Raw genomic sequence first — 18,508 nt, 5'->3', positions numbered from 1 at the left:
CTGCCTGTAATCCAAAACCGCAGCAGAGGTCCTCCTCTTGCTGCGGTTTTTGCGTTACCTGAGCTTATTAGGTGATAGCACGCTGGATGGGGTGAATGTTTTGAAGCACTATTATTTAGGGATACATCAAGGGCTGCTTGAGCCGATAAGTCTAAATTACGTTTGTTTCGGGGCCTTGTGGTTCGAAGAACATAATCACAGGTACATTGTAGGCTATGCATTTGGCCAGAACCAGATCCAAGCCCTTCGCCAGTTCAGCACACCTTCTTCTTGTAAAGACTGTTTAGACTCTAAGATTGTATATGAGATATATAAAAAAATTCGAGAACAACAGCAGCAGCAGGATTGGTCATCACACCAAAAACTCCCGTGGTTTACAGCCTTCAAGGAGCCTTGGAAAGATGTAAGCGCCGGTTGGTATGTCTTGAGATCCCGCAGCACCTTTCCCTTACATCTATCTGTTATACGGAAAGAGAAGTTCCGACTATGGCTAGAGCATACCGCAGTCTGTGAGAATAAAATGGAAATGCTCGCTTGTGTAGAAAAGGCTAGTGTCACTCATCATGTAGACTTAAAGCTTTTGGAAATCTAAGGAGGAACCCTACTATGGACCAGCGCAGACTATCCCGCATTGAAGTATTTGTATTGGATGAACCCGAGCCTATCCACTATGGAATGGAAGGGGCTGAAGGCTGCCGTTATGGTATTCTAAAACTCACCTGTAAGGGAGGCTGCAGCTGGGGGGCTTGTCTGATCTCTGCCAACACCAAAAATTTCGATCTCATTAAATGGAGTTCTTTTTTACGGGCTATCTGTCATTGCCGTCTTGAGGAAGCGCTGGATAAGGTCCGCCGCGAAGGTTCAGATTGGGAGCAGGTTAAGCTTGAGCTAGTTCAGGGTGCTTTGCAGGATTTAAAGGCCAAGCTCCAGGGTAAATCCTTGGCAGGGCATATTCAGCAAGGGCGTCTGTACAGTGTTGCAGCAGGGGGGAGCAATTCCAGAAGTGAACGGCTCTACTACAAACCTTCCAAAGCTTTATCCAGTACCTCCCAGCAGAAACACAGTTGCCCGGAACCAGACACCGCTGATCTCATCAATAAATCAATCTCTTACTTTTCTATATTATAGATTCAAGCAAATCTCTCATTCTGAAAGGATCGTGTTTCACCATGCCTGACCCCTTACCTCCCGAGTCCACCTACAGTACTAAATTTGCAGAGTGTGTCCAAAAGTATACTAATGAAGTCTACGTACTTAGTTCCATGTTGTTAGAACAATCTAATGAGGCGGACAAGGTTACTATACGCACCTTCACAGAGCTTCATAAAATATATCGTCAGGATGAATTCGATCCTCAGTTATTCTCTATCCACGCTTACCGCACTTGTATTCACCAGTGTGCTGATTCTTTTGCCCGGCGCTCCCTTCTATCGGCTAAGGCATTACCTTGGGAGGAACAGCTTGTGAAGGTCATGTGGTACGGCCTAAAGCTGCCTCTTTCTCAAATAAGCATTATTCTGCAAAAAAGTGTTCCCGCACTGAAAACACAGCTTAGAGCTCTACGGGAGCAGATGACCGCCCAAGCGGATGTACTAACGAGCGCAAATCTTTCTATAATTTAGTCTCTGACTAGAATTCAAACGATCTTTGAGCGCATGAAGCATCTAACGGACTCAGGAGCCTTTAATTGAAGCTTTTCCACAAATATGGCCGGCGTTCGGACTCCAGTAAAAATCTCGAGCGATGAGCGTCTTGGATCGTCTTAAAGCAAGCCCTAATCATCTTCCACCAAGACAAGGCTTACGGACCCAGATGACGTTACTTGCACGTTTATCGCCTTTTGAGCATAGTATCGGACTCCAGTGCAACTATTTGGTTAAAAGAGCTACTAATTCACCATTTTTCATGCCAATAGCGACTATAGTGTCCGATATCTTGCTAAATCTCGATGATTGTTGCATTTAAGTGCTGCTGGGTCCGTTAGCTATATCAGCTCGTATACAAAGAGATTGCCAACTCAAAAACGGGGATATCCCAACAACCATAAATGGCTGTTAGGATACCCCCGAAAATTCAGTTCCTACTATTACACTTTACTCTTACGCGCCTTACCGTACATCCACAATCCTGCCAACATCCCCACTATAGCAACACCAGTCAATACGCCTTGAACGAAATCCATAAAAGTGGAGCCATCCGGAAGCATTCTACTAACCGTAGCCAGCGATACAGAACTCATTAAAAGCATAATGTTATATTGTTCGCTTGTAGACATCATTAGCACTCCTTAAAAGTTATATGAGGTCTTCTTAGATCTTGTAAGCTTTCATTGCTTTTCTGATTTCTTTAATACTTGGGCGTTTGCCGTACATCAGTACGCCGGTACGATAGATCTTGGCTGCCAGCCATCCGAAGATGAAGGTAGTCACAAGCAGGATCAGCAGCGATACAATGACTTGCCAGATCGCCACCTCGCCGACACCAATTCGGAGCAGCATCGTCAATGGTGAGGTGAAAGGCACATAACTCGCTATCTTAACCACTAGAGTATCTGCATTGGAGATACTGAACAGTGGAACATAGAACGCTACGAAGCCTAACATCATGATTGGCATTACCGCCTGACCGAGATCCTCCGTACGGCTGACAATCGAACCTACAGCCGCATACATCAAGGCATAGAGGAAGTAACCTAATACGTACAAGACAAATCCATAGAGCAGCAAGTTAATATTGAGCTGGCCTAAATCGAGATCAAAATCAGCCAATACAGTCGCATTATGTGGGAGCGTCAAATTGACGACGATCGCTGCGACAAAGATCCCAATTTGCAATATTCCTACTAGGAAAACACCGATAACTTTACCGAACATTTGCGCTAAAGGTGAGGCACTTGTAATCAGAATCTCCATAATCCGCGAGCTTTTCTCAGAAGTTATCTCTGCGGCAATCATGTTGCCTGTCATCATAATGGACATAAAGAACAACATAAGCATGGCATATACGATAATGTAGTTAATGGCTGGAGTGTCCTCCTGAGAGCTTTCACTGCCACCGCCTGCGTTAAGCTGTTGTGTAGTAATCTGCACAGGCGTTGACATTGCAGCAATCTGTTCAGAGGTCAGCTTGTCGCCAACGATGAATTGTGTGTTTGCTTGCTGAAGTGCATTTTGGAGATAAACTTGCACATCTCCGTTTAGTTCCCCATCATTACTATGATAAGTAACGGGTGGAAGCCCTTCACCAGTAGGTTCCGCAAAAGTAACATAACCTTCTACGGTCTCTTCATCTAATGCTTTCTTTAACTCGGCATCCTCCGCAGAAGCATATTGTACTATCTTAGCCTGTGGCATGCCCTCTGGCGCAGTATAAGCCTTCAACAATTCTGCAACCTGATTTCCCTCTTCAGCAATCACAGCAATTTGAGTAACTTCACTTTTGGCCGAATCACCCTTAAACTGATCGATGATATAGGGAAGATTCATCCCTATGCTGAGCAATAATACTAGAATCAAAGTAGTAATCATAAATGATTTCGTTCTAACTTTATTTTTAAAGGTAAAGCCGATAATTGTCCCCATCTTATTCATTAGATTCACCCACCGCTCTGATAAAGATTTGGTTTAACGTAGGTTCCTTGATTTCAAAATGCTCCACTTCACCCTGTGCTATCGCCTGCTGTAAAATACGCTGTGCTGCACCGATCTCACTGATCGATAACAGATACCCACGCTCCAGCCGTTTAACTGCTGTAACACCTGCGATGGACTCCAAACCTTTTACCTCATTAGCTGTACGCAGCAATACTTCTTCCCGCGGGTAGCCATTCTTGATCGTGCGGATATCCCCTTGAACGACCGTATTGGATCGATCGAGAATCGTAATGTTACGGCATAGCTCTTCCACATGCTCCATCCGGTGCGTAGAGAAGAGGATACTTGTTCCCGAATCACGTAATTCTTTGACCGTATCTTTCAGCAGCTCCACGTTTACTGGATCCAGCCCGCTGAAAGCTTCATCTAGAATCAGAATCTGCGGCTTATGAACGACAGCGGCGATAAAGCCCATTTTTTGCTGATTTCCTTTGGAAAGCTCTTCTATTTTTTTATTGTAATAATCCGGAACCTCGAATCGATCCAGCCAATAGCGCAAGCTCTTATCTGCATCACTAGCTGACATCCCACGCAGGCGGGCCAAGTAAACGATTTGATCGCTGATCTTCACCTTAGGATATAGTCCACGTTCTTCGGGCAGATAACCCATAAGTTGCTGCAGTTCACTGTTGAAAGGTTTTCCGTTATACAAAATCTTGCCTTCATCAGGGTAGATTAGGCCGAGCACCATACGCATCGTGGTTGTTTTCCCCGCGCCGTTCGCCCCCAGTAATCCGTAAATTTCCCCTTTACCTACGGTTAGGTTAATTCCGTTTACTGCGGTTTTTTCTCCATATTGCTTAACTACACTTTCCAGCTTTAAGGCTTCCATTTCTCTAGTCCCCTCTCTTGTGGTCAATTAGAATAGGACGATGACCCTGTGTCCATAAACTTAATATTTCGTCCAGTTCCAAACTGCGGCTCTTGATAACCTTTACGCCCAAGTCATGAATGCGTTTCTCGTTTTCAGAAAATTGTTCTATGATAAAAGAAGCTACACCCGGTGTATCCATGGTAAAGTGCAAGCCTCCTGGCAACTCAGCCGATAACTCCGCAAGCTCCTCTTCATCCGCAGCATTCACCCAAACCTCGGTCCAAGCACCGAACAGACTGTCTTTTTCAGCCATACCCAGCAGTTCTCCCCGATGCATAAGGACGATATAATCCGCCAGCCGCCGCACCTCATCCACAATGTGTGTGGAGATGATAATCGTTGCGTTGTGCTCATCCATATATTTACGAAGTGTCTCGATCATAATCTTCCAGGCAAAAGGATCAAGACCCGATGAAGGTTCATCCAATAGCAGCAGACTTGGCCGTGCCGCAAGTGCTGCAGCAATTTCGAATTTCCGGCGCTCCCCTTTAGACATCTTCGAAAGTCTCATATGATACGGAACCTCAAAGCGATCCATCAGCTCGTGAAAATACTGATCGTCCCAATTTGGATACCAATACTTCCGAAATCGTGCTGCCTCCTCTGCATTCCAGTGGTTCTCCTCAGTAATTGACGTTTCAGGAACATAGGCAATGGTCTGGCGAAGCTCCAGAGACAACCCGCTATCATACCTGTTCTCGAACCAATATATCTCGCCTTCCTCTGGATTAGTCAGCTGCATCAGCAGATTCAGCAGCGTGCTTTTGCCGGATCCATTCTGACCTACCAAAGCTGTAATATATCCTTTAGGCAGATTCAGGGTCAGTGGCCCTATCGTCTTGTTTCGCCGCCGTTTAAGTACATTCCGCAATTCTATAGCCATCTGTACCATATGAGTAAGCGCCCCCTCTCAATCCTTTTCTCTATACTTGCGTTCTACAATCTCCATAAAAATCTGTTCAAGTTCATCCTTGCTGCAATGTACCGATCGGGCGATATCCACTGCACTTTCAAGTGCTTTGCCAACCGTTTCACGTTTATATTCTTCCATGGCTCCGTCACCTACATGGGATACAAAGGTACCCGTTCCTTGTCGCGTTCGCAGCAAACCTTCGTTCTCCAGATCCTGATATACCCGCCGCACGGTAATTACACTGCATTTCAGATCTCCTGCGAACTCACGAATCGAGGGCAGCAGCGTACCTTCTGTAATGACTCCGCTAATGATTAATGATCTAAGCTGAGTCTCTATTTGATGATAGAGGGGCTCTGCACTATTTTCGTTGATTTGTACCGGTATCCACATTATTTACACCTCGCCTTCCACTCTAGCGTGCTAGAGCGCAGTCCTTGCCATTTCCGATTTTTTATATGAGATTGCGACTTTTCAGCCGATGTATAGTCCATTTAGAGAATAACTGCACAGATATTGTTCCCAGCAGAAGTGACCCCCACATGATCGGAGATAACAGCCCCCACTCCTTAGAATAGGAGATACTGTATAAGAACAAACTGCCTCCGCCCAGTGTAACTAGGAACGATGTTGCCCACGATAAAACTACGATAAGCAATGTTAGCCATAGATAAGCTTTGCCGCTAAAAAGATATTCAATAAAAATATATAGACCTGAGACCATGAATCCGAAGCCGAGCCAAGTAATCGCAAAAGCTATATACGATGGAACCGCCAGCTCTGCCCGAAAATTCTCTCCTAACAAGTAAATAATACCGAAGAATAACGTGCCATTTAGAGTAAAGGAGATCACACCCTGAAGTTTTCTCCGCAATAATATTACTGAAGCTGGAATCGGTAAAGTTCGTAAGTAAACCAACATTTTTGTGTATGAGTCTTCACTCCAATATTTCATGGAACGGCGAGAGAATGTTAATCCCAATAAGGGGATAAAGGAAAGAAATAAGAAATCCGCTAGCATCGTCCGATCCTGCTCACCTAGTACATCATTTGCTATCAGGCTAGTCAGTCCACCAAGATAACTCATAAAAACAACTGTTATCACGAGGGTCCCTAATATTTTTAATTTGTCTCCGCGAAAATCAGAGCGCAACATAAACCATGAATCTTTTAATGTTCTCATTAATGCTAACCTCGCTTTACAATGTCTTCAGCGTCTAGCAGAAGCAGGTGTTCATATCCCTGTGCTTACTGTATATATCTATATACACAGTATATGACCTTGGTTTTTCATTGTCAATCCTGTAACTGGAAATTATTCTAAAGAAATAGGAGGTTTGGGCAACCTCATACTTCAAGCTTATGAAGACACTCTCAGACGTTAGGTAACGCTTATTAATTGAGATTAACTACAATGAGGGGGAATTGAGGGGGAATTGAGGGGGAATTGAGGCAGAATGCTACGGGGCGAATGTAACTGGGATAATTGAGTTTATTAGATAATTCATTCTGGAAATGAAGTAGTAGGAGCTCACTCTCTGCTTCTATGCAACGTGTTGGTGTGATGTGTGTTGAGGGAGGCGGGTATGGCGGATGGTGCGGTATCGGGGGCGGGGTGCTGATTCGGCTGCTGACTGGTTCAGGTTTCGGGTGTGGGATACCGTTTCGGCTGCTAGTGCAGTTTCAGGTATGGGATATGGGCGACTGCCGAGCGGATTAACATTAGGGAAACACTCCCTAAAATCTGCCCAACCGAGCTTAGATTATTAGTTTTTAGGGAAAAACTCCCCAAAATTTCAGCTATTACGCTGTTATTGGATTAATTCCATTCACTTTCAGGGAGGATTTCCCTAATTATGGCCTTTTTTAGCTAATTTCGTGCATTATCAGGGAGGTTTTCCCTAATTGCGTCTTTTTCGAGCTAACTTCGTTCAATTTCAGGACAGATCCCGAAGCTCTACAAACCAAAATAAGCCCATCACCCGCAATCCCTACTCAGGAACATGCGGATATATAGGCTTATTTCATAACTATTTACGGTTCTGCTACTCTAGTGCTGTTCATTCGCTCAACGCACTAAACTCTGTGCTCTATTCAAGCACTTATTTTACGCACCCAAAATAACTTCCCACACCGGCTTGGTGTGTCCACCTGGATACAAAACATACAACAGCACGTACACCATAACGCCTGTAATCGCTGTGATAAACCAGATTATGGATGTCACTCTGCCCCACTTACGGTGCTTGGAATACTTCGCCTTGAAACCAAGTGTTAACGTAGTAAGTCCGAATACCGCAGCTACGGTTGCCAGAACGATATGGAAGATCAAAAACACTTGATAAATTGTCTTCAGTTCATCCGGTCCACCCCATGAGGTATTTCCCACAAACAACGTTCTCGATACGTAAACAATAAAAAACAGCAGCGCAGCGATAGCGGCAGCAATCATCGTTTTCTTATGCGCCTCGCGTTTGCCCTTGATAATGAGCCACCAACCTATAGCCACCAGCACCGCGCTGATCACGATGAATGACGTACTAATAGTCGGAAACACTGTGAAAATATCCATGATTCTCCCCCTCGGCAGTCTACCAGTTATGCACGGTTCAAGTTGCTCTCCTGAAGTGTTGAGGATGGCGTCGACAATTCATCGTCGTCTTGTCCGTTCTCTTTTTTATACCAATGATAGAACACATAAGCAAGCATAGAGGCAAAAATAAATTCCTGAATGAACTTCATCGCGATGCCTCCCACCTGTTGATCCACCTTCGGCGACATCACTTCAAAGAATGCAGGACCTCCAAAATTCTGAAGTAAAACAGAGGGGTCTCCCGAGATACAATAGCCCATAGCACGCGCCCAAGTCTCTGGATCACTGTAAGTGGCGTAGAGCGGATGATCGGCAAATATAATCAGCCCGCAAGCCGGCGTCAGCAATACCATGTTCAGAAAAATAAATCCAATCTTCCCAAGCCCACTCGCCATACGATGTTCCGGCAGCGGATTAATCAGTGTCCACCACATTAAAGCAGAGGTCAGGAACAAAACAATGTAATAAATACGATGAACAGTAAAATGCAGCATCACATAATCATGAATAACAGGAATATGGTACAAGGAAAAAAGTCCGTTAAACAATAGAGCAGCTACTACCGGATGAGCTAAAAAAGATAACCGCCGAAGCGGATTCACCTTTAGTATCCTGCGCCAGATAAAATCTGGAATTCCAAGCATAATCAGCGGCACCGCTACCAGATAAGACAAGGCCATACTGACCATGTGGAAGGAAAACATCATATGCCCTAAAAGGCTAATGGGTCCTCCTTGTGCCAGGTAAAGGGCAAGCATCCCACAGACAAATAACGCTCTACGCCAAAATGGCACCGGTAATGAATCGGCATAACGCCCAGCAATCGGACCAATCCACACAAAATAACCTGCTGTCAGCAGCAGCATTACCGCTAGAAAAAGCGGACTCCATAGTTCAGCAAAGTTAAAGTATTCTAATCCCAGCATAATCCCAACCTCCTAGCGCAGGAATTCATATATCTAAACATCAAAAAGAGGGGGCATCGCAGCCCACCTCTTTCATTATCGTCCGTTAATTCCACCAAACCCAATACAGCGACATAACAATACAGGTCCCAGCGATAAAGAAGCCGCCCAGCATGAAGAGAATCGGCAGAAGATGCCCTTTATCTTTTAGATGCATCCAGAAGCCCATCTGCACAATGACCTGAAGAACAGCCATTACCAGCAGCAAAATAATCGCAAAGGTTGCATTTACGCCCCCAGCCGCAACAGCAGCGAAAGCAATCAATGTTAAGACAATGGAGAAAATAAAGACAACAATATGTTTCTGTGGTCCTTCATGCCGATGACGTTGCTTATACCCGCCGCTATCTGGCATATGCTGATCCGTCGTCATAGTGCCTAGCCCACCTTTCCGAGTAGGTATACAACCGTAAAGATGAAGACCCATACTACATCGATAAAATGCCAGTACATGGCTGACACATACACTTTTGGTGCAGTAACAACCGTTAACCCCTTGCGGGCGAGCTGCCCGATCAAGATGGAGATCCAAGCGATCCCGAAGGCTACGTGCGCACCATGAAATCCTACCAGTGTGTAGAATGCCGAGCTGAATGCACTTGTGGTCATTCCGAATTCTTCGTGTCTTACATATTGAGTAAACTCATAGATCTCCAAAACCAGGAAACCTAAACCTAAACCTACAGTAACTAAAAGCCAATTCCGTAGCAGTGCCGGCCGATTTCTGTGCATTGCTTGAATAGCGAATACACTCGTCAGACTGCTTACCAGCAGGATGAATGTTGCAGCGGCTACAAGCGGCAGATGAAACAGTTCATTCGCCGAAGGCCCCTCATTCGTCTGATTACGCAGTGCGAGGAAAGTAGCGAACAACGTGCCGAACAATACCGCTTCGCCGCCTAGAAACAACCAAAAGGCAAGAACCTTGTTGCGTCCTTCGAGCGTAGCTTTTTCCGGCTCGTGCGGAAAGGTATCCTTAGAAGCTTCTGCATGTGCCGTTGTCATGTCCGCTCACTTCCTTCCAGCTCTTCAGGTTCAATATGCCATCCGTGATCATCATACAGCGAACGCATCAGCATGGATCCAAATGTAATAATAAGACCGATGGCTGTAACGATATAATTATTAAACAGGAAGCTCATAAAAGCATTGCCGAATTCATCACGGCTAAACATAAAGCCAAGCCCAGCGATAAAAATTCCGACAGACATCGTAAACGGTAAAATCGTTGCCGACGGCATATGAATTGAGCCCACCGGCTCTGCTGGTGTCATGCCTTTATTCCCTGCTACTTTTTCTTTCCAGAAGGCATCAATCCCCCGAATAAGAGGTGTTTGCTTGAAGTTATATTCTGGCGGCGGTGAAGGAATGGTCCATTCCAATGTACGTCCATCCTCCCACGGATCATTGCCTGCATCCGCTGGTTTTCTGGAAGTCAGGAAGATGTTCACCAAGAAAATAATCATACCGACGCCCATTAGTCCTGCACCAATGGTACTGACTAGATTTAGCAAATCAAATTGCTGATTTGGTAAATAAGTAAATACGCGGCGCTGCATCCCCATAAGCCCAAGGAAATGCTGTACAAAAAAGGTCAGATGGAATCCGATGATAAACGTCCAGAAAGTCCACTTGCCCAGCGTCTCACTCAGCATCCTTCCGAACATTTTGGGCCACCAGTAGTGCAGACCTGCGAACAGGCCAAGCACCAAGCCACCTACAATAACATAGTGGAAATGCGCTACAACAAAATACGTATCATGGAACTGAAAGTCAGCAGGTGCGGACGCCAGCATCACTCCAGTTACTCCCCCCATAGTGAAAGTAGGAATAAATCCTACAGCGAACAGGTTAGGGGTTGTGAAACGTACTTGCCCGCCCCACATCGTGAACAACCAGTTAAAAATTTTAATCCCGGTCGGAACCGCAATTAACATCGTTGATACGGAAAACAACGCGTTAGCTACAGGTCCAAGTCCAGTTGTGAACATGTGGTGAGCCCAAACCATAAAACCTAAAAAGGCGATCAAGATGGTTGCAAACACCATGGAGCTATATCCGAACAGTCTTTTACGCGAAAAGGTTGGGATGACCTCGGAAATAATCCCGAAGGCAGGCAGAATGAGAATGTACACTTCCGGGTGACCAAATATCCAGAAGATATGCTGCCATAGCACTGGACTTCCTCCGGCTCCGACTTCGAAGAAATTGGCTCCTAGAATCCGGTCGAATGTCAGCAGTACTAAACCTACCGTTATTGCTGGAAAAGCAAATAAAATAATGGCAGAAGTGATAAATGTGGTCCAGGCGAACATCGGCATCCGCATATAGGTCATTCCCGGCGCACGCATCGTAATGATCGTGGCTAGAAAGTTAATCCCCCCGATGAGGGTCCCTAATCCGGCAATTTGCAAGCCGATCGTATAGAAGTCTACACCGTGTGTAGTGCTGTATGTACTCGTAGATAGTGGGGTGTAGGCGGTCCACCCGGCATCAGGAGCACCACCCATAACCCAGCTAAGATTCAGTAGAATCCCGCCGAACAGGAAGGTCCAGAAACCAAGTGCATTTAGAAAAGGAAAGGCTACGTCACGTGCACCGATCTGTAGCGGAATGACGGCATTCATGAGTGCGAAGATGACTGGCATGACGCCGAGGAAGATCATCGTCGTACCATGCATGGTTATGAGTTCATTAAACGTTTGTGCATCCAAAAAGTTATTCATCGGCTTGATGAGCTGCCAACGAATCAGAAGCGCTTCAATTCCCCCGATGCCAAAAAATAATCCTCCGGCCCATAGGTACAAAATCGCGATTTTTTTGTGATCGACGGTTGTTAGCCAATCCATAAGTCCTGTATGGCGCTTCACACTGTGGCCGTGCCCCAGAGGCTTGGATGAATTCAAGGTATGCGCTGCTTGAGCCAAAGTTCGTCCCCCCTTTTCGAAAGTTCCGCCCGCCTTTAGGCTAAGGCATTAGTCCAGCTTATAGTTGGCCAGATACTCTGCAATGCCATCAATCTCAGCATCACTCAGGCCCAGATCTTTGGGGTTAGGCATCAGATTGCCTGGTTTTACGGATTGCGGGTCGTGCAGCCAGGTTTTGAGATTCTCTTCAATCGGCGCACCATCTTCCCTCGTGTCGTCGTTGAGCAGAATTCCAGCAATCGATTCCCGAGAACCAATTCCGGTCAAGTTCGGCGCATTATTAATCCCTTGATCGCCTACAGCGTGGCAAGTCAGACATGCCGCTTTGAACTTCTCAGCTAAAGCAGGATCCTCTGGCAGCACAGCTACAGGTGCTTTCATCGAATCAATCCACTTTTGAAACTCTTGTTCACTAACTGATTTCACCTTAAATTCCATCAATCCATGAGAAGGTCCACATAGCTCCGCACATTTCCCACGGTAAACGCCTTCATTAGGCGCACTAAAGCTAAAGCGGTTAATCGTTCCAGCTGGGTTGGTATCGATTTTACCGGAAAGAGAAGGGACCCAGAAGGAGTGCAGCACATCTTTAGTTTCCAGTTCAAAGGCGATATCTTTGCCCACCGGAATAATCAAGTCCTGCGCTGTAGTTACCTTATAGTCGGTATACTCAAACTCCCACCAGTATTGGTGGCCGGTTACTTTAACCTTGATCGCATTCTTGTCATTGGAATGATCATCTCCAGCGGCAAACACAGCTTTAACCGTTGGCACGGCCAGTACTACAACAAGGATGAGCGGAATGACTGTCCAGAGAATCTCAAGTTTCATACTGCCCTCAACCTGCTCAGGGATTTCATTCTGACCCGGTCTTCTGCGGAAGCGGATCAGTACATAAGCTGCAATCGTAAAGACAATCAGCAACACCACGATCATAATGCTGATCGACAGCTCCATTAATCCGTAAGATCTGTCTGCTGCAGGTCCCTGTGGTCTGAGTACTGACAAGTCCTCACGACCGCACCCGGCAAGAAAGAGTCCAAACATAGCGGTCATGGGAAGGAGTCGCTTTACAGCCTGCCACGTTTTCATCATTGATCTACCCCGCTTTTCCCGATTTCGTAGATTCCTGTTTTTTTCTGTCAATTATAACAATCACTATTAATATAAGTTTAAGGGAAAGTTTTGTCAATCGTTCACAACTAGTTCACATTGTAATTTTCGACACAATAAACCCTTGTCCCATCTGGATTTTATAGCATTTTATGAAAACGCAAACAAATAAAAAATAATAAAGAAAGCGCATTCAATTTAAAATGTGTCTATTAATTCATTTGACTATTCTATGAGGAAGACTTTTCCTTATTCGTAAATGGACATACAAAAAAAACCGATTCCAGCAACAAAAGTCGCTCGGGCACGGTTTATAAGAATCCTCGTGGATGTTATTACTCAAAATGATGTCTAAAGTTAAGCAAGTGACAAACGTATCTGTTAGCTAGGAGACGGATGAATTCATCCGTACCAACTCGTGTTCCACGACCATGGTCAGTTCTTCTTCATAGCCTCCTGTAATCCGATACTTTCGGACGTACTCCTTTACGAATTTCTTGGGATCTTTGGGCCGGAAAATGCGTGTCATTTCCCGTAGACTTTCCTTGACTTCGTTATGACCTTTACTTGCCATGATCAGTTCCCTCCCAAAACATTGAAAATGAATGCTCCGTTGTAGAGAATGCATGATGAAAAGTACGCCGTAACCTCGAATGCAAGTGAAGTATCCATTACACATACGTGGCTTGCACTATCCGTCAACACGTGGAATCTAAAGCTAAATCTAGCCTTTGAAACACCGCCTTGCCGGTGAAGCAGGTTCGTCGTGATTTGGGCTGAGAGTAAGGACGCCTGATGAACGATAGCTCCTTGACACTTTTATTACCCGAAGAGCCACTTACTGAATCACTCCTTTCGGGCCTTATCGTTATATTGTATCATATTCCGGATTAACTTCCACCTTTCCTTGTAAAATGTACTATTTGGAAAATATTATTTTTTACAGCTGCCTTCGTAAGTCAGATGTCTCCAAACTGGTTAAAATAAAATAACCTAAACAGCAAGGGAAACTGCATTTATCAACAAATGAGAAGGAGATCGTTATGGCTCAGCCTGTAATTCCCCTAATGACTACCGCAGCGCCAGAAGACACCGATACACGCCTGGAGTGTCTTGAACAAGCCCATCAAGCTATCCTAAAAGAATACCCCAAGATGCATAGCATGCTTATTGTGCGTCACGGAAAACTTATCTTCGAACGTTATTATAACGACCATCATGCTGGAGCATTAAATGATCTCCGTTCTGCCACCAAAAGTTTTGTCAGCGTCCTTACGGGAATCGCTATCGGCCGTGGAGAGATGCCTGATCTCCATATTTCTGTGTCCGAGGTTCTTCGCAAGCATATTCCATACCTTCACTCCCCACATCTCTCAAAGATCACACTCCGTCATCTTCTTACCATGACTTCCGGTTTTAGCTGGATCACAGGGAAGAAACTTGGTGAACCGCTCGTTCGGAACCTCCATCGCAGCCGCCGCTGGGGTTCCTTTGGCCTTAGCTTGAACATTATTCCAGAACAAATCGGCCAGTTCCAATATCGAAGCATCGACTCACATCTAATCTCGATAATGATTAGTGAATCTACAGGTCTTGATGCATTTCCCTATGCAGCACAGCATTTATTCACTCCACTCCGAATGGCTAATACCGCTTGGTTACCTAGCCCCGAAGGACATAGCATGGGTCATATCGGTTTGCACCTAACGTCTCGGGATATGGCTAAATTCGGAATCTGCCTGCTGAATAATGGAGTGTTTGCAGAGCAGCAAATCATCCCAGAACATTGGTTGCAGGATGCACTTACCGCTCAAGCTGAGGGATATCCAGCGTTTGGTGATTACGGATATCAGTTTTGGATCGGTACGATGAGCGGGCAGCCCTACAAGCTCGCCCACGGGCATGGCGGGCAGCAGATTCTGCTCTTTCCCAATCTGGATGCTGTAGTGGTCTTTACAGCAGAGAGCAAGACAAACAACTGGAAGAACCCTCGCAGGCTGCTTGAAAAGTATGTTCTCCCTTCAATGAGCTAAACATACTTTTTCCTGACAAGTCATAGGCTTGTAAGGAAGAAGGATTCGAACAATCAAGCCCCTTCTTCTCCAAGCAGAAGGAGAGTGAGCCCATTGTCCCCTTTTAAATCATCCACCGGATTGCCCGATAATATAGCGGGCGCGTTGTGTTACTTTTTCCCTTTTCTCGGCGGCGTCGTCTTTCTCGCATTGGAGAAACGCAGCCGCTTTGTGCTGTTCCATTCGCTGCAATCACTGATTACCTTCGGGGTGCTGATGATCCTCCACGTTCTAACCGGATTGGTCCCATTCCTCGGTCCCTTGATGAGTGCCCTCGTCTCTCTTTGCAGCTTTGGGGTGTGGCTGTTAATGATCTACCATGCCTTAAGTGGCAGGTGGTATAAACTCCCTTGGGCAGGTGATATCGCAGAAAGTCAGATTCGCCATCTGTAATCCCCCAAAAAGCAGCCCCTCTGATCGCTGAAAAGTATTCCCTTTTGCCCATCCACTCCTTACAATGTAGAAAGGGCATCAATGGAATTCTACAGGCTGGAGGAAATCATATGTATCTATTTATCATAAACCCGCGTTCCGGCGGGGGAGCAGGCGGCCGGACCTGGCATACTGTAGAGGTGCTCATGAAGGAGCGTTCGCTGCCTTTCATGTCCTTGTTTACGCACAGCGTAGAGGGTGCAGAAGCCCTTGCTTTAAATACACTAAAGCATCGCGAGGATTGGAAAGCCGTGATTGTAATCGGTGGTGACGGCACGCTCCATAGCATTTTGGGTGCACTTTGCGGCAAAGATATCCCCATGGGCGTGATTCCTGCCGGCTCCGGCAACGACACCGCCCGGGGGTTTGGCATTCCACTTTCAATAGAAGCCGCGCTGGAGGCCGCCCTTAGCGAGCGGTATATCGAAGCAGACCTGCTTTCAGGAGCAAACGGACTGACCGTAACAGCCGTTGCCAATGGCTTTGATGCTCAAGTGGCCGAGAATGTGAATGCCAGCCGATACAAAAGGCTGTGCAATGCCATTGGAGCAGGCCAGCTCGCGTATATCATCGGCATATTGCATACGCTGATGACGTTCAAGCCCTGCCGGGTAAGCGTAGTCTGCGACGGTACGGAGCACGCCTTCGAGAAGGCATGGCTGGTCTCGATCTGCAACCTGCCCAGCTACGGCGGCGGGCTTTTGATCTGCCCGCAGGCAAAGGCCGATGACGGCCAGCTTGACGTCTGCGTCGTGCATGGGTGCAGCCGCGGGCAGTTGCTGCGGTTGTTCCCCACGGTACTGAAGGGCAAGCATGTGGCTTTGCCCTTCGTGTCTATGCTGCGCGGACGTAGCGTAGCTGTAGGCTTTGCCGAGGCCCGGCCAGCGATCGGCGACGGCGAGAGCCTCGGCAAAGGGCCGCTGGCCGTTCGCTGCGAGCCGGGGGCGCTGCGGGTGCTATCGCCGCTGGCGGCGGACAGCGTACAGCTGCCCGTCGACACTGCAGCGGCATGCGGCAGCAACGGGTAACCTGACCCGTGCATACCATACACACAAAAAACAGCAAGCGACTGGTTCATTACCAGTTCGCTTGCTGTTTTGTATATCCTATAGCTTTTGTTTGAGAATGCATTCCAAAAGCCTCAAACAAGAGGCTCTTCCTCGTCTTCCACGAAAGTGACTCTTCCGTCCTCCAGTGAAGCAATACGCACAAGTGACTCTACGCGATATCCCGCTTCCTGCAGCAGCCGATTCCCTGGCTGGAACGCTTTTTCGATCACAATACCAATTCCAACCACACTTCCCCCCGCCTGCTCAACAATACGGGCAAGTCCGAAGGCGGCTTCACCATTCGCCAAGAAATCATCAACAATCAGCACCCGTTCTCCGGGAGCAATGAATTTCTTCGAAACGGTAATTTCATTCGTTTCTTTCTTCGTGAAGGAGTAGACCTTCTCCACGTAAATGTCTTCTGTCAGCGTCAGCGATTTCTGCTTACGGGCAAAAATCAGCGGAACCTCCAGCTCTAATGCTGTCATAATCCCCGGAGCAATCCCCGAGGATTCTATAGTCAGCACCTTCGTAATTTCTTCGCCAGCGAACCGGCGGATAAACTCACGGCCAACCTCACGCATCAGGAAGGGGTCCATCTGATGATTCAGAAAAGAATCCACCTTGAGCACTCCTTGCCCGAGTACAATACCTTCTTTCAACACTTTTTGTCTCAACAGCTCCATAGTGCTCCTCCTTCTCCCATCATTGAATCCATTCTCCCCACATTACAGACCTGTCGGCTTCTGAGGCAATAAATTTCCAACGATCGATTTTAAATTATGATCATCCTTGCTCTTTTCCTGACCGTTATCATAACCCGTAATTCGAATCTCCAAGAAATCCCCCGGATTTACCGGTTTAAAAATCAATTTTTCGCGGTCTTCCAGTCTCACGTTAAAATTCATATCCTTAAACATTTCGACTAATTCTGCTTCTCCAGGAGATGCTCCCTTATCCAGAAACAACAGTCCACGCAATTTTTTAGGACCATCATTGTGCACCACTTCAAAATGAACGATACATTCCATGCTTCTCACCTCCCTATGATAATAACTACTGCGCCTGTTCTTCCCCATCATCGCCTTGATCATACATAACATATTTGCTATGAATTTTGCTGTAACGTTCTCCATAACGCTCTACTAATTCTGCGCCCATATCCTGCTCCAGCTCGAACAAGACCATTTCCTGTGTGAAATGATTCAACAACAGCTCCACTAACACCGGGTGCTCTGTTACCACTGCTTGCGCGGATCCATCATCATAACGCATCCCCAGCATACACCAGCTCCGGTCAATCACAAATGAGAACTTCCGTCCATCCGCCCGCTGCGAATTTTTTCCGAATGACGGCCATACCGGGTAAGAGGCAGCAGCAGCATTGCCACCGTCAAAAGCCCATAAAAGCCTAACGCCACGCAGTTCGGCCTGTTCAAGTTCGCTCCGCAGAAGCGACGCTTCCTCGCGCCACATATCCACTACAATTTCCTGCTCCGCCATGTTAAGCTGGCGAATCAGCGCCCCCATTACATTGCGGTCGCCCTCTACATTATAAAAAGAAGGACTAACAGGCCCTCCGCGAGGCATCTCACTTTCCATATAAGCCAGCGAAGCTTGAACTCTTCCCGAGATCATCGTCGCCAGCTCCTCTGGATTGAGAACACTATACCGCGCAGGCTCTCCTTCACCACATCGTACATATCCCTGCTGTGTTAGGCGCTGAAGCGCCGCATACACATTTGATCTTGAAACTCCGAGCTGTTTGGCAACCTCATAGCCAGAAGCCTGACCTTTAGTCGCAAGCTCGACCATGATTTTGGACTCCATCTCCGTGAAGCCCAGATTGCGCAGATGCAGCAGCAGTTGTTCCATCTTGTTGTCCCCCTAAGCCCTAAGCTGACTGATATCTGTACT

Annotated in this window: 24 protein-coding genes; 8 read left to right on the top strand and 16 right to left on the bottom strand. The window is 46.6% G+C overall.

Annotation, left to right across the window (positions count from 1 at the left end; all coding sequences use genetic code 11):
* Positions 1 to 37: 37 nt before the first annotated feature.
* From NST94_RS02670 to NST94_RS02660, 3 genes are all read left to right on the top strand, one after another.
* Positions 38 to 592, top strand: a complete 555-nt coding sequence (locus NST94_RS02670; protein WP_076124474.1) for a hypothetical protein — start codon at positions 38 to 40, stop codon at positions 590 to 592.
* Positions 593 to 606: 14 nt separating this feature from the next.
* Positions 607 to 1,128: a hypothetical protein gene (locus tag NST94_RS02665; RefSeq protein WP_076302352.1), complete on the top strand. Its 522-nt coding sequence runs from the start codon at positions 607 to 609 to the stop codon at positions 1,126 to 1,128.
* A gap of 134 nt (positions 1,129 to 1,262) precedes the next feature.
* The gene (locus NST94_RS02660) at positions 1,263 to 1,622 is read left to right on the top strand and encodes a hypothetical protein (RefSeq protein WP_339281620.1); all 360 of its coding nucleotides are present in this window, start codon (positions 1,263 to 1,265) and stop codon (positions 1,620 to 1,622) included.
* A gap of 464 nt (positions 1,623 to 2,086) precedes the next feature.
* On the opposite strand, the gene NST94_RS02655 is transcribed toward NST94_RS02660, so the two are convergent.
* The 6 genes from NST94_RS02655 to NST94_RS02630 all read right to left on the bottom strand — a co-directional run bounded on the left by NST94_RS02655 (position 2,087) and on the right by NST94_RS02630 (position 6,623).
* Positions 2,087 to 2,278, bottom strand: a complete 192-nt coding sequence (locus NST94_RS02655) for a hypothetical protein (RefSeq protein WP_339246181.1) — start codon at positions 2,276 to 2,278, stop codon at positions 2,087 to 2,089.
* Positions 2,279 to 2,309: 31 nt separating this feature from the next.
* Complete coding sequence (locus NST94_RS02650) at positions 2,310 to 3,590, bottom strand: ABC transporter permease (RefSeq protein ID WP_076124479.1); 1,281 nt, start codon at positions 3,588 to 3,590, stop codon at positions 2,310 to 2,312.
* On the bottom strand, positions 3,583 to 4,485 hold the full coding sequence (locus tag NST94_RS02645; protein WP_036676693.1) for an ATP-binding cassette domain-containing protein: 903 nt from the start codon (positions 4,483 to 4,485) through the stop codon (positions 3,583 to 3,585). Before NST94_RS02645 ends, NST94_RS02650 begins: the two co-directional genes overlap by 8 nt.
* A 4-nt stretch (positions 4,486 to 4,489) precedes the next feature.
* A complete protein-coding gene (locus NST94_RS02640) occupies positions 4,490 to 5,419 on the bottom strand; it encodes an ABC transporter ATP-binding protein (RefSeq protein WP_076124480.1) in 930 nt (309 codons plus the stop codon).
* 18 nt (positions 5,420 to 5,437) lie between these two features.
* Positions 5,438 to 5,833 carry a GntR family transcriptional regulator gene (locus NST94_RS02635; protein ID WP_076124482.1) on the bottom strand — a complete coding sequence of 132 codons (396 nt, stop codon included), beginning with the start codon at positions 5,831 to 5,833 and terminating at the stop codon, positions 5,438 to 5,440.
* A gap of 61 nt (positions 5,834 to 5,894) precedes the next feature.
* Complete coding sequence (locus NST94_RS02630) at positions 5,895 to 6,623, bottom strand: hypothetical protein (protein ID WP_076185183.1); 729 nt, start codon at positions 6,621 to 6,623, stop codon at positions 5,895 to 5,897.
* 363 nt (positions 6,624 to 6,986) lie between these two features.
* Between NST94_RS02630 and NST94_RS02625 the strand changes: the two genes are divergently transcribed.
* The gene (locus NST94_RS02625; RefSeq protein WP_179088739.1) at positions 6,987 to 7,160 is read left to right on the top strand and encodes a hypothetical protein; all 174 of its coding nucleotides are present in this window, start codon (positions 6,987 to 6,989) and stop codon (positions 7,158 to 7,160) included.
* A 387-nt stretch (positions 7,161 to 7,547) separates the two neighbouring features.
* Here the strand turns inward: NST94_RS02625 and NST94_RS02620 are convergent, their stop codons facing one another.
* The 7 genes from NST94_RS02620 to NST94_RS02590 form a co-directional block, all read right to left on the bottom strand.
* Positions 7,548 to 8,012, bottom strand: a complete 465-nt coding sequence (locus NST94_RS02620) for a DUF420 domain-containing protein (RefSeq protein ID WP_076124485.1) — start codon at positions 8,010 to 8,012, stop codon at positions 7,548 to 7,550.
* 26 nt (positions 8,013 to 8,038) lie between these two features.
* Positions 8,039 to 8,959, bottom strand: a complete 921-nt coding sequence (gene ctaG / locus NST94_RS02615) for a cytochrome c oxidase assembly factor CtaG (RefSeq protein WP_248549082.1) — start codon at positions 8,957 to 8,959, stop codon at positions 8,039 to 8,041.
* Positions 8,960 to 9,044: 85 nt separating this feature from the next.
* Entirely contained in the window at positions 9,045 to 9,371 is a 327-nt protein-coding gene (locus NST94_RS02610) for a cytochrome C oxidase subunit IV family protein (protein WP_036682505.1), read from the bottom strand.
* A gap of 5 nt (positions 9,372 to 9,376) precedes the next feature.
* The gene (locus tag NST94_RS02605; RefSeq protein WP_038568531.1) at positions 9,377 to 10,003 is read right to left on the bottom strand and encodes a cytochrome (ubi)quinol oxidase subunit III; all 627 of its coding nucleotides are present in this window, start codon (positions 10,001 to 10,003) and stop codon (positions 9,377 to 9,379) included.
* Positions 10,000 to 11,847, bottom strand: a complete 1,848-nt coding sequence (gene ctaD, locus NST94_RS02600) for a cytochrome c oxidase subunit I (RefSeq protein ID WP_076185229.1) — start codon at positions 11,845 to 11,847, stop codon at positions 10,000 to 10,002. The genes NST94_RS02605 and ctaD overlap by 4 nt, the downstream gene beginning before the upstream one ends.
* A 126-nt stretch (positions 11,848 to 11,973) precedes the next feature.
* Positions 11,974 to 13,020: a cytochrome c oxidase subunit II gene (coxB, locus tag NST94_RS02595; RefSeq protein ID WP_076124488.1), complete on the bottom strand. Its 1,047-nt coding sequence runs from the start codon at positions 13,018 to 13,020 to the stop codon at positions 11,974 to 11,976.
* Positions 13,021 to 13,423: 403 nt separating this feature from the next.
* On the bottom strand, positions 13,424 to 13,612 hold the full coding sequence (locus tag NST94_RS02590) for a hypothetical protein (RefSeq protein ID WP_019913840.1): 189 nt from the start codon (positions 13,610 to 13,612) through the stop codon (positions 13,424 to 13,426).
* Between the two features lie 48 nt (positions 13,613 to 13,660).
* Here NST94_RS02590 and NST94_RS02585 point away from each other — a divergent pair, with 48 nt between their 5' ends.
* The 4 genes from NST94_RS02585 (at position 13,661) to NST94_RS02570 (ending at position 16,570) form a co-directional block, all read left to right on the top strand.
* On the top strand, positions 13,661 to 13,792 hold the full coding sequence (locus NST94_RS02585) for a hypothetical protein (protein WP_256719505.1): 132 nt from the start codon (positions 13,661 to 13,663) through the stop codon (positions 13,790 to 13,792).
* A gap of 289 nt (positions 13,793 to 14,081) precedes the next feature.
* On the top strand, positions 14,082 to 15,071 hold the full coding sequence (locus NST94_RS02580; protein WP_339281619.1) for a serine hydrolase: 990 nt from the start codon (positions 14,082 to 14,084) through the stop codon (positions 15,069 to 15,071).
* Positions 15,072 to 15,164: 93 nt separating this feature from the next.
* Positions 15,165 to 15,503, top strand: coding sequence for a membrane protein (locus NST94_RS02575; RefSeq protein WP_036682511.1), 339 nt, complete (start codon positions 15,165 to 15,167; stop codon positions 15,501 to 15,503).
* A gap of 110 nt (positions 15,504 to 15,613) precedes the next feature.
* Positions 15,614 to 16,570, top strand: coding sequence for a diacylglycerol kinase family protein (locus NST94_RS02570; protein ID WP_339246165.1), 957 nt, complete (start codon positions 15,614 to 15,616; stop codon positions 16,568 to 16,570).
* A gap of 113 nt (positions 16,571 to 16,683) precedes the next feature.
* Here NST94_RS02570 and NST94_RS02565 read toward each other — a convergent pair whose 3' ends face one another.
* Genes NST94_RS02565 through NST94_RS02555 form a run of 3 tightly spaced genes read right to left on the bottom strand, consistent with a single transcriptional unit; the run spans position 16,684 to position 18,466 of the window.
* Entirely contained in the window at positions 16,684 to 17,277 is a 594-nt protein-coding gene (locus NST94_RS02565) for a xanthine phosphoribosyltransferase (protein ID WP_076101352.1), read from the bottom strand.
* A gap of 42 nt (positions 17,278 to 17,319) precedes the next feature.
* Positions 17,320 to 17,622 carry a hypothetical protein gene (locus NST94_RS02560; RefSeq protein ID WP_038568522.1) on the bottom strand — a complete coding sequence of 101 codons (303 nt, stop codon included), beginning with the start codon at positions 17,620 to 17,622 and terminating at the stop codon, positions 17,320 to 17,322.
* A gap of 25 nt (positions 17,623 to 17,647) precedes the next feature.
* Positions 17,648 to 18,466, bottom strand: coding sequence for a TrmB family transcriptional regulator (locus NST94_RS02555; protein ID WP_076124492.1), 819 nt, complete (start codon positions 18,464 to 18,466; stop codon positions 17,648 to 17,650).
* Between the last annotated feature and the right edge of the window lie 42 nt (positions 18,467 to 18,508).

The sequence above is a fragment of the Paenibacillus sp. FSL H8-0282 genome (assembly GCF_037963825.1).
Taxonomy (GTDB): Bacteria; Bacillota; Bacilli; order Paenibacillales; family Paenibacillaceae; genus Paenibacillus_AQ; species Paenibacillus_AQ odorifer.
This window is presented reverse-complemented; position numbering and strand designations above follow the sequence as displayed.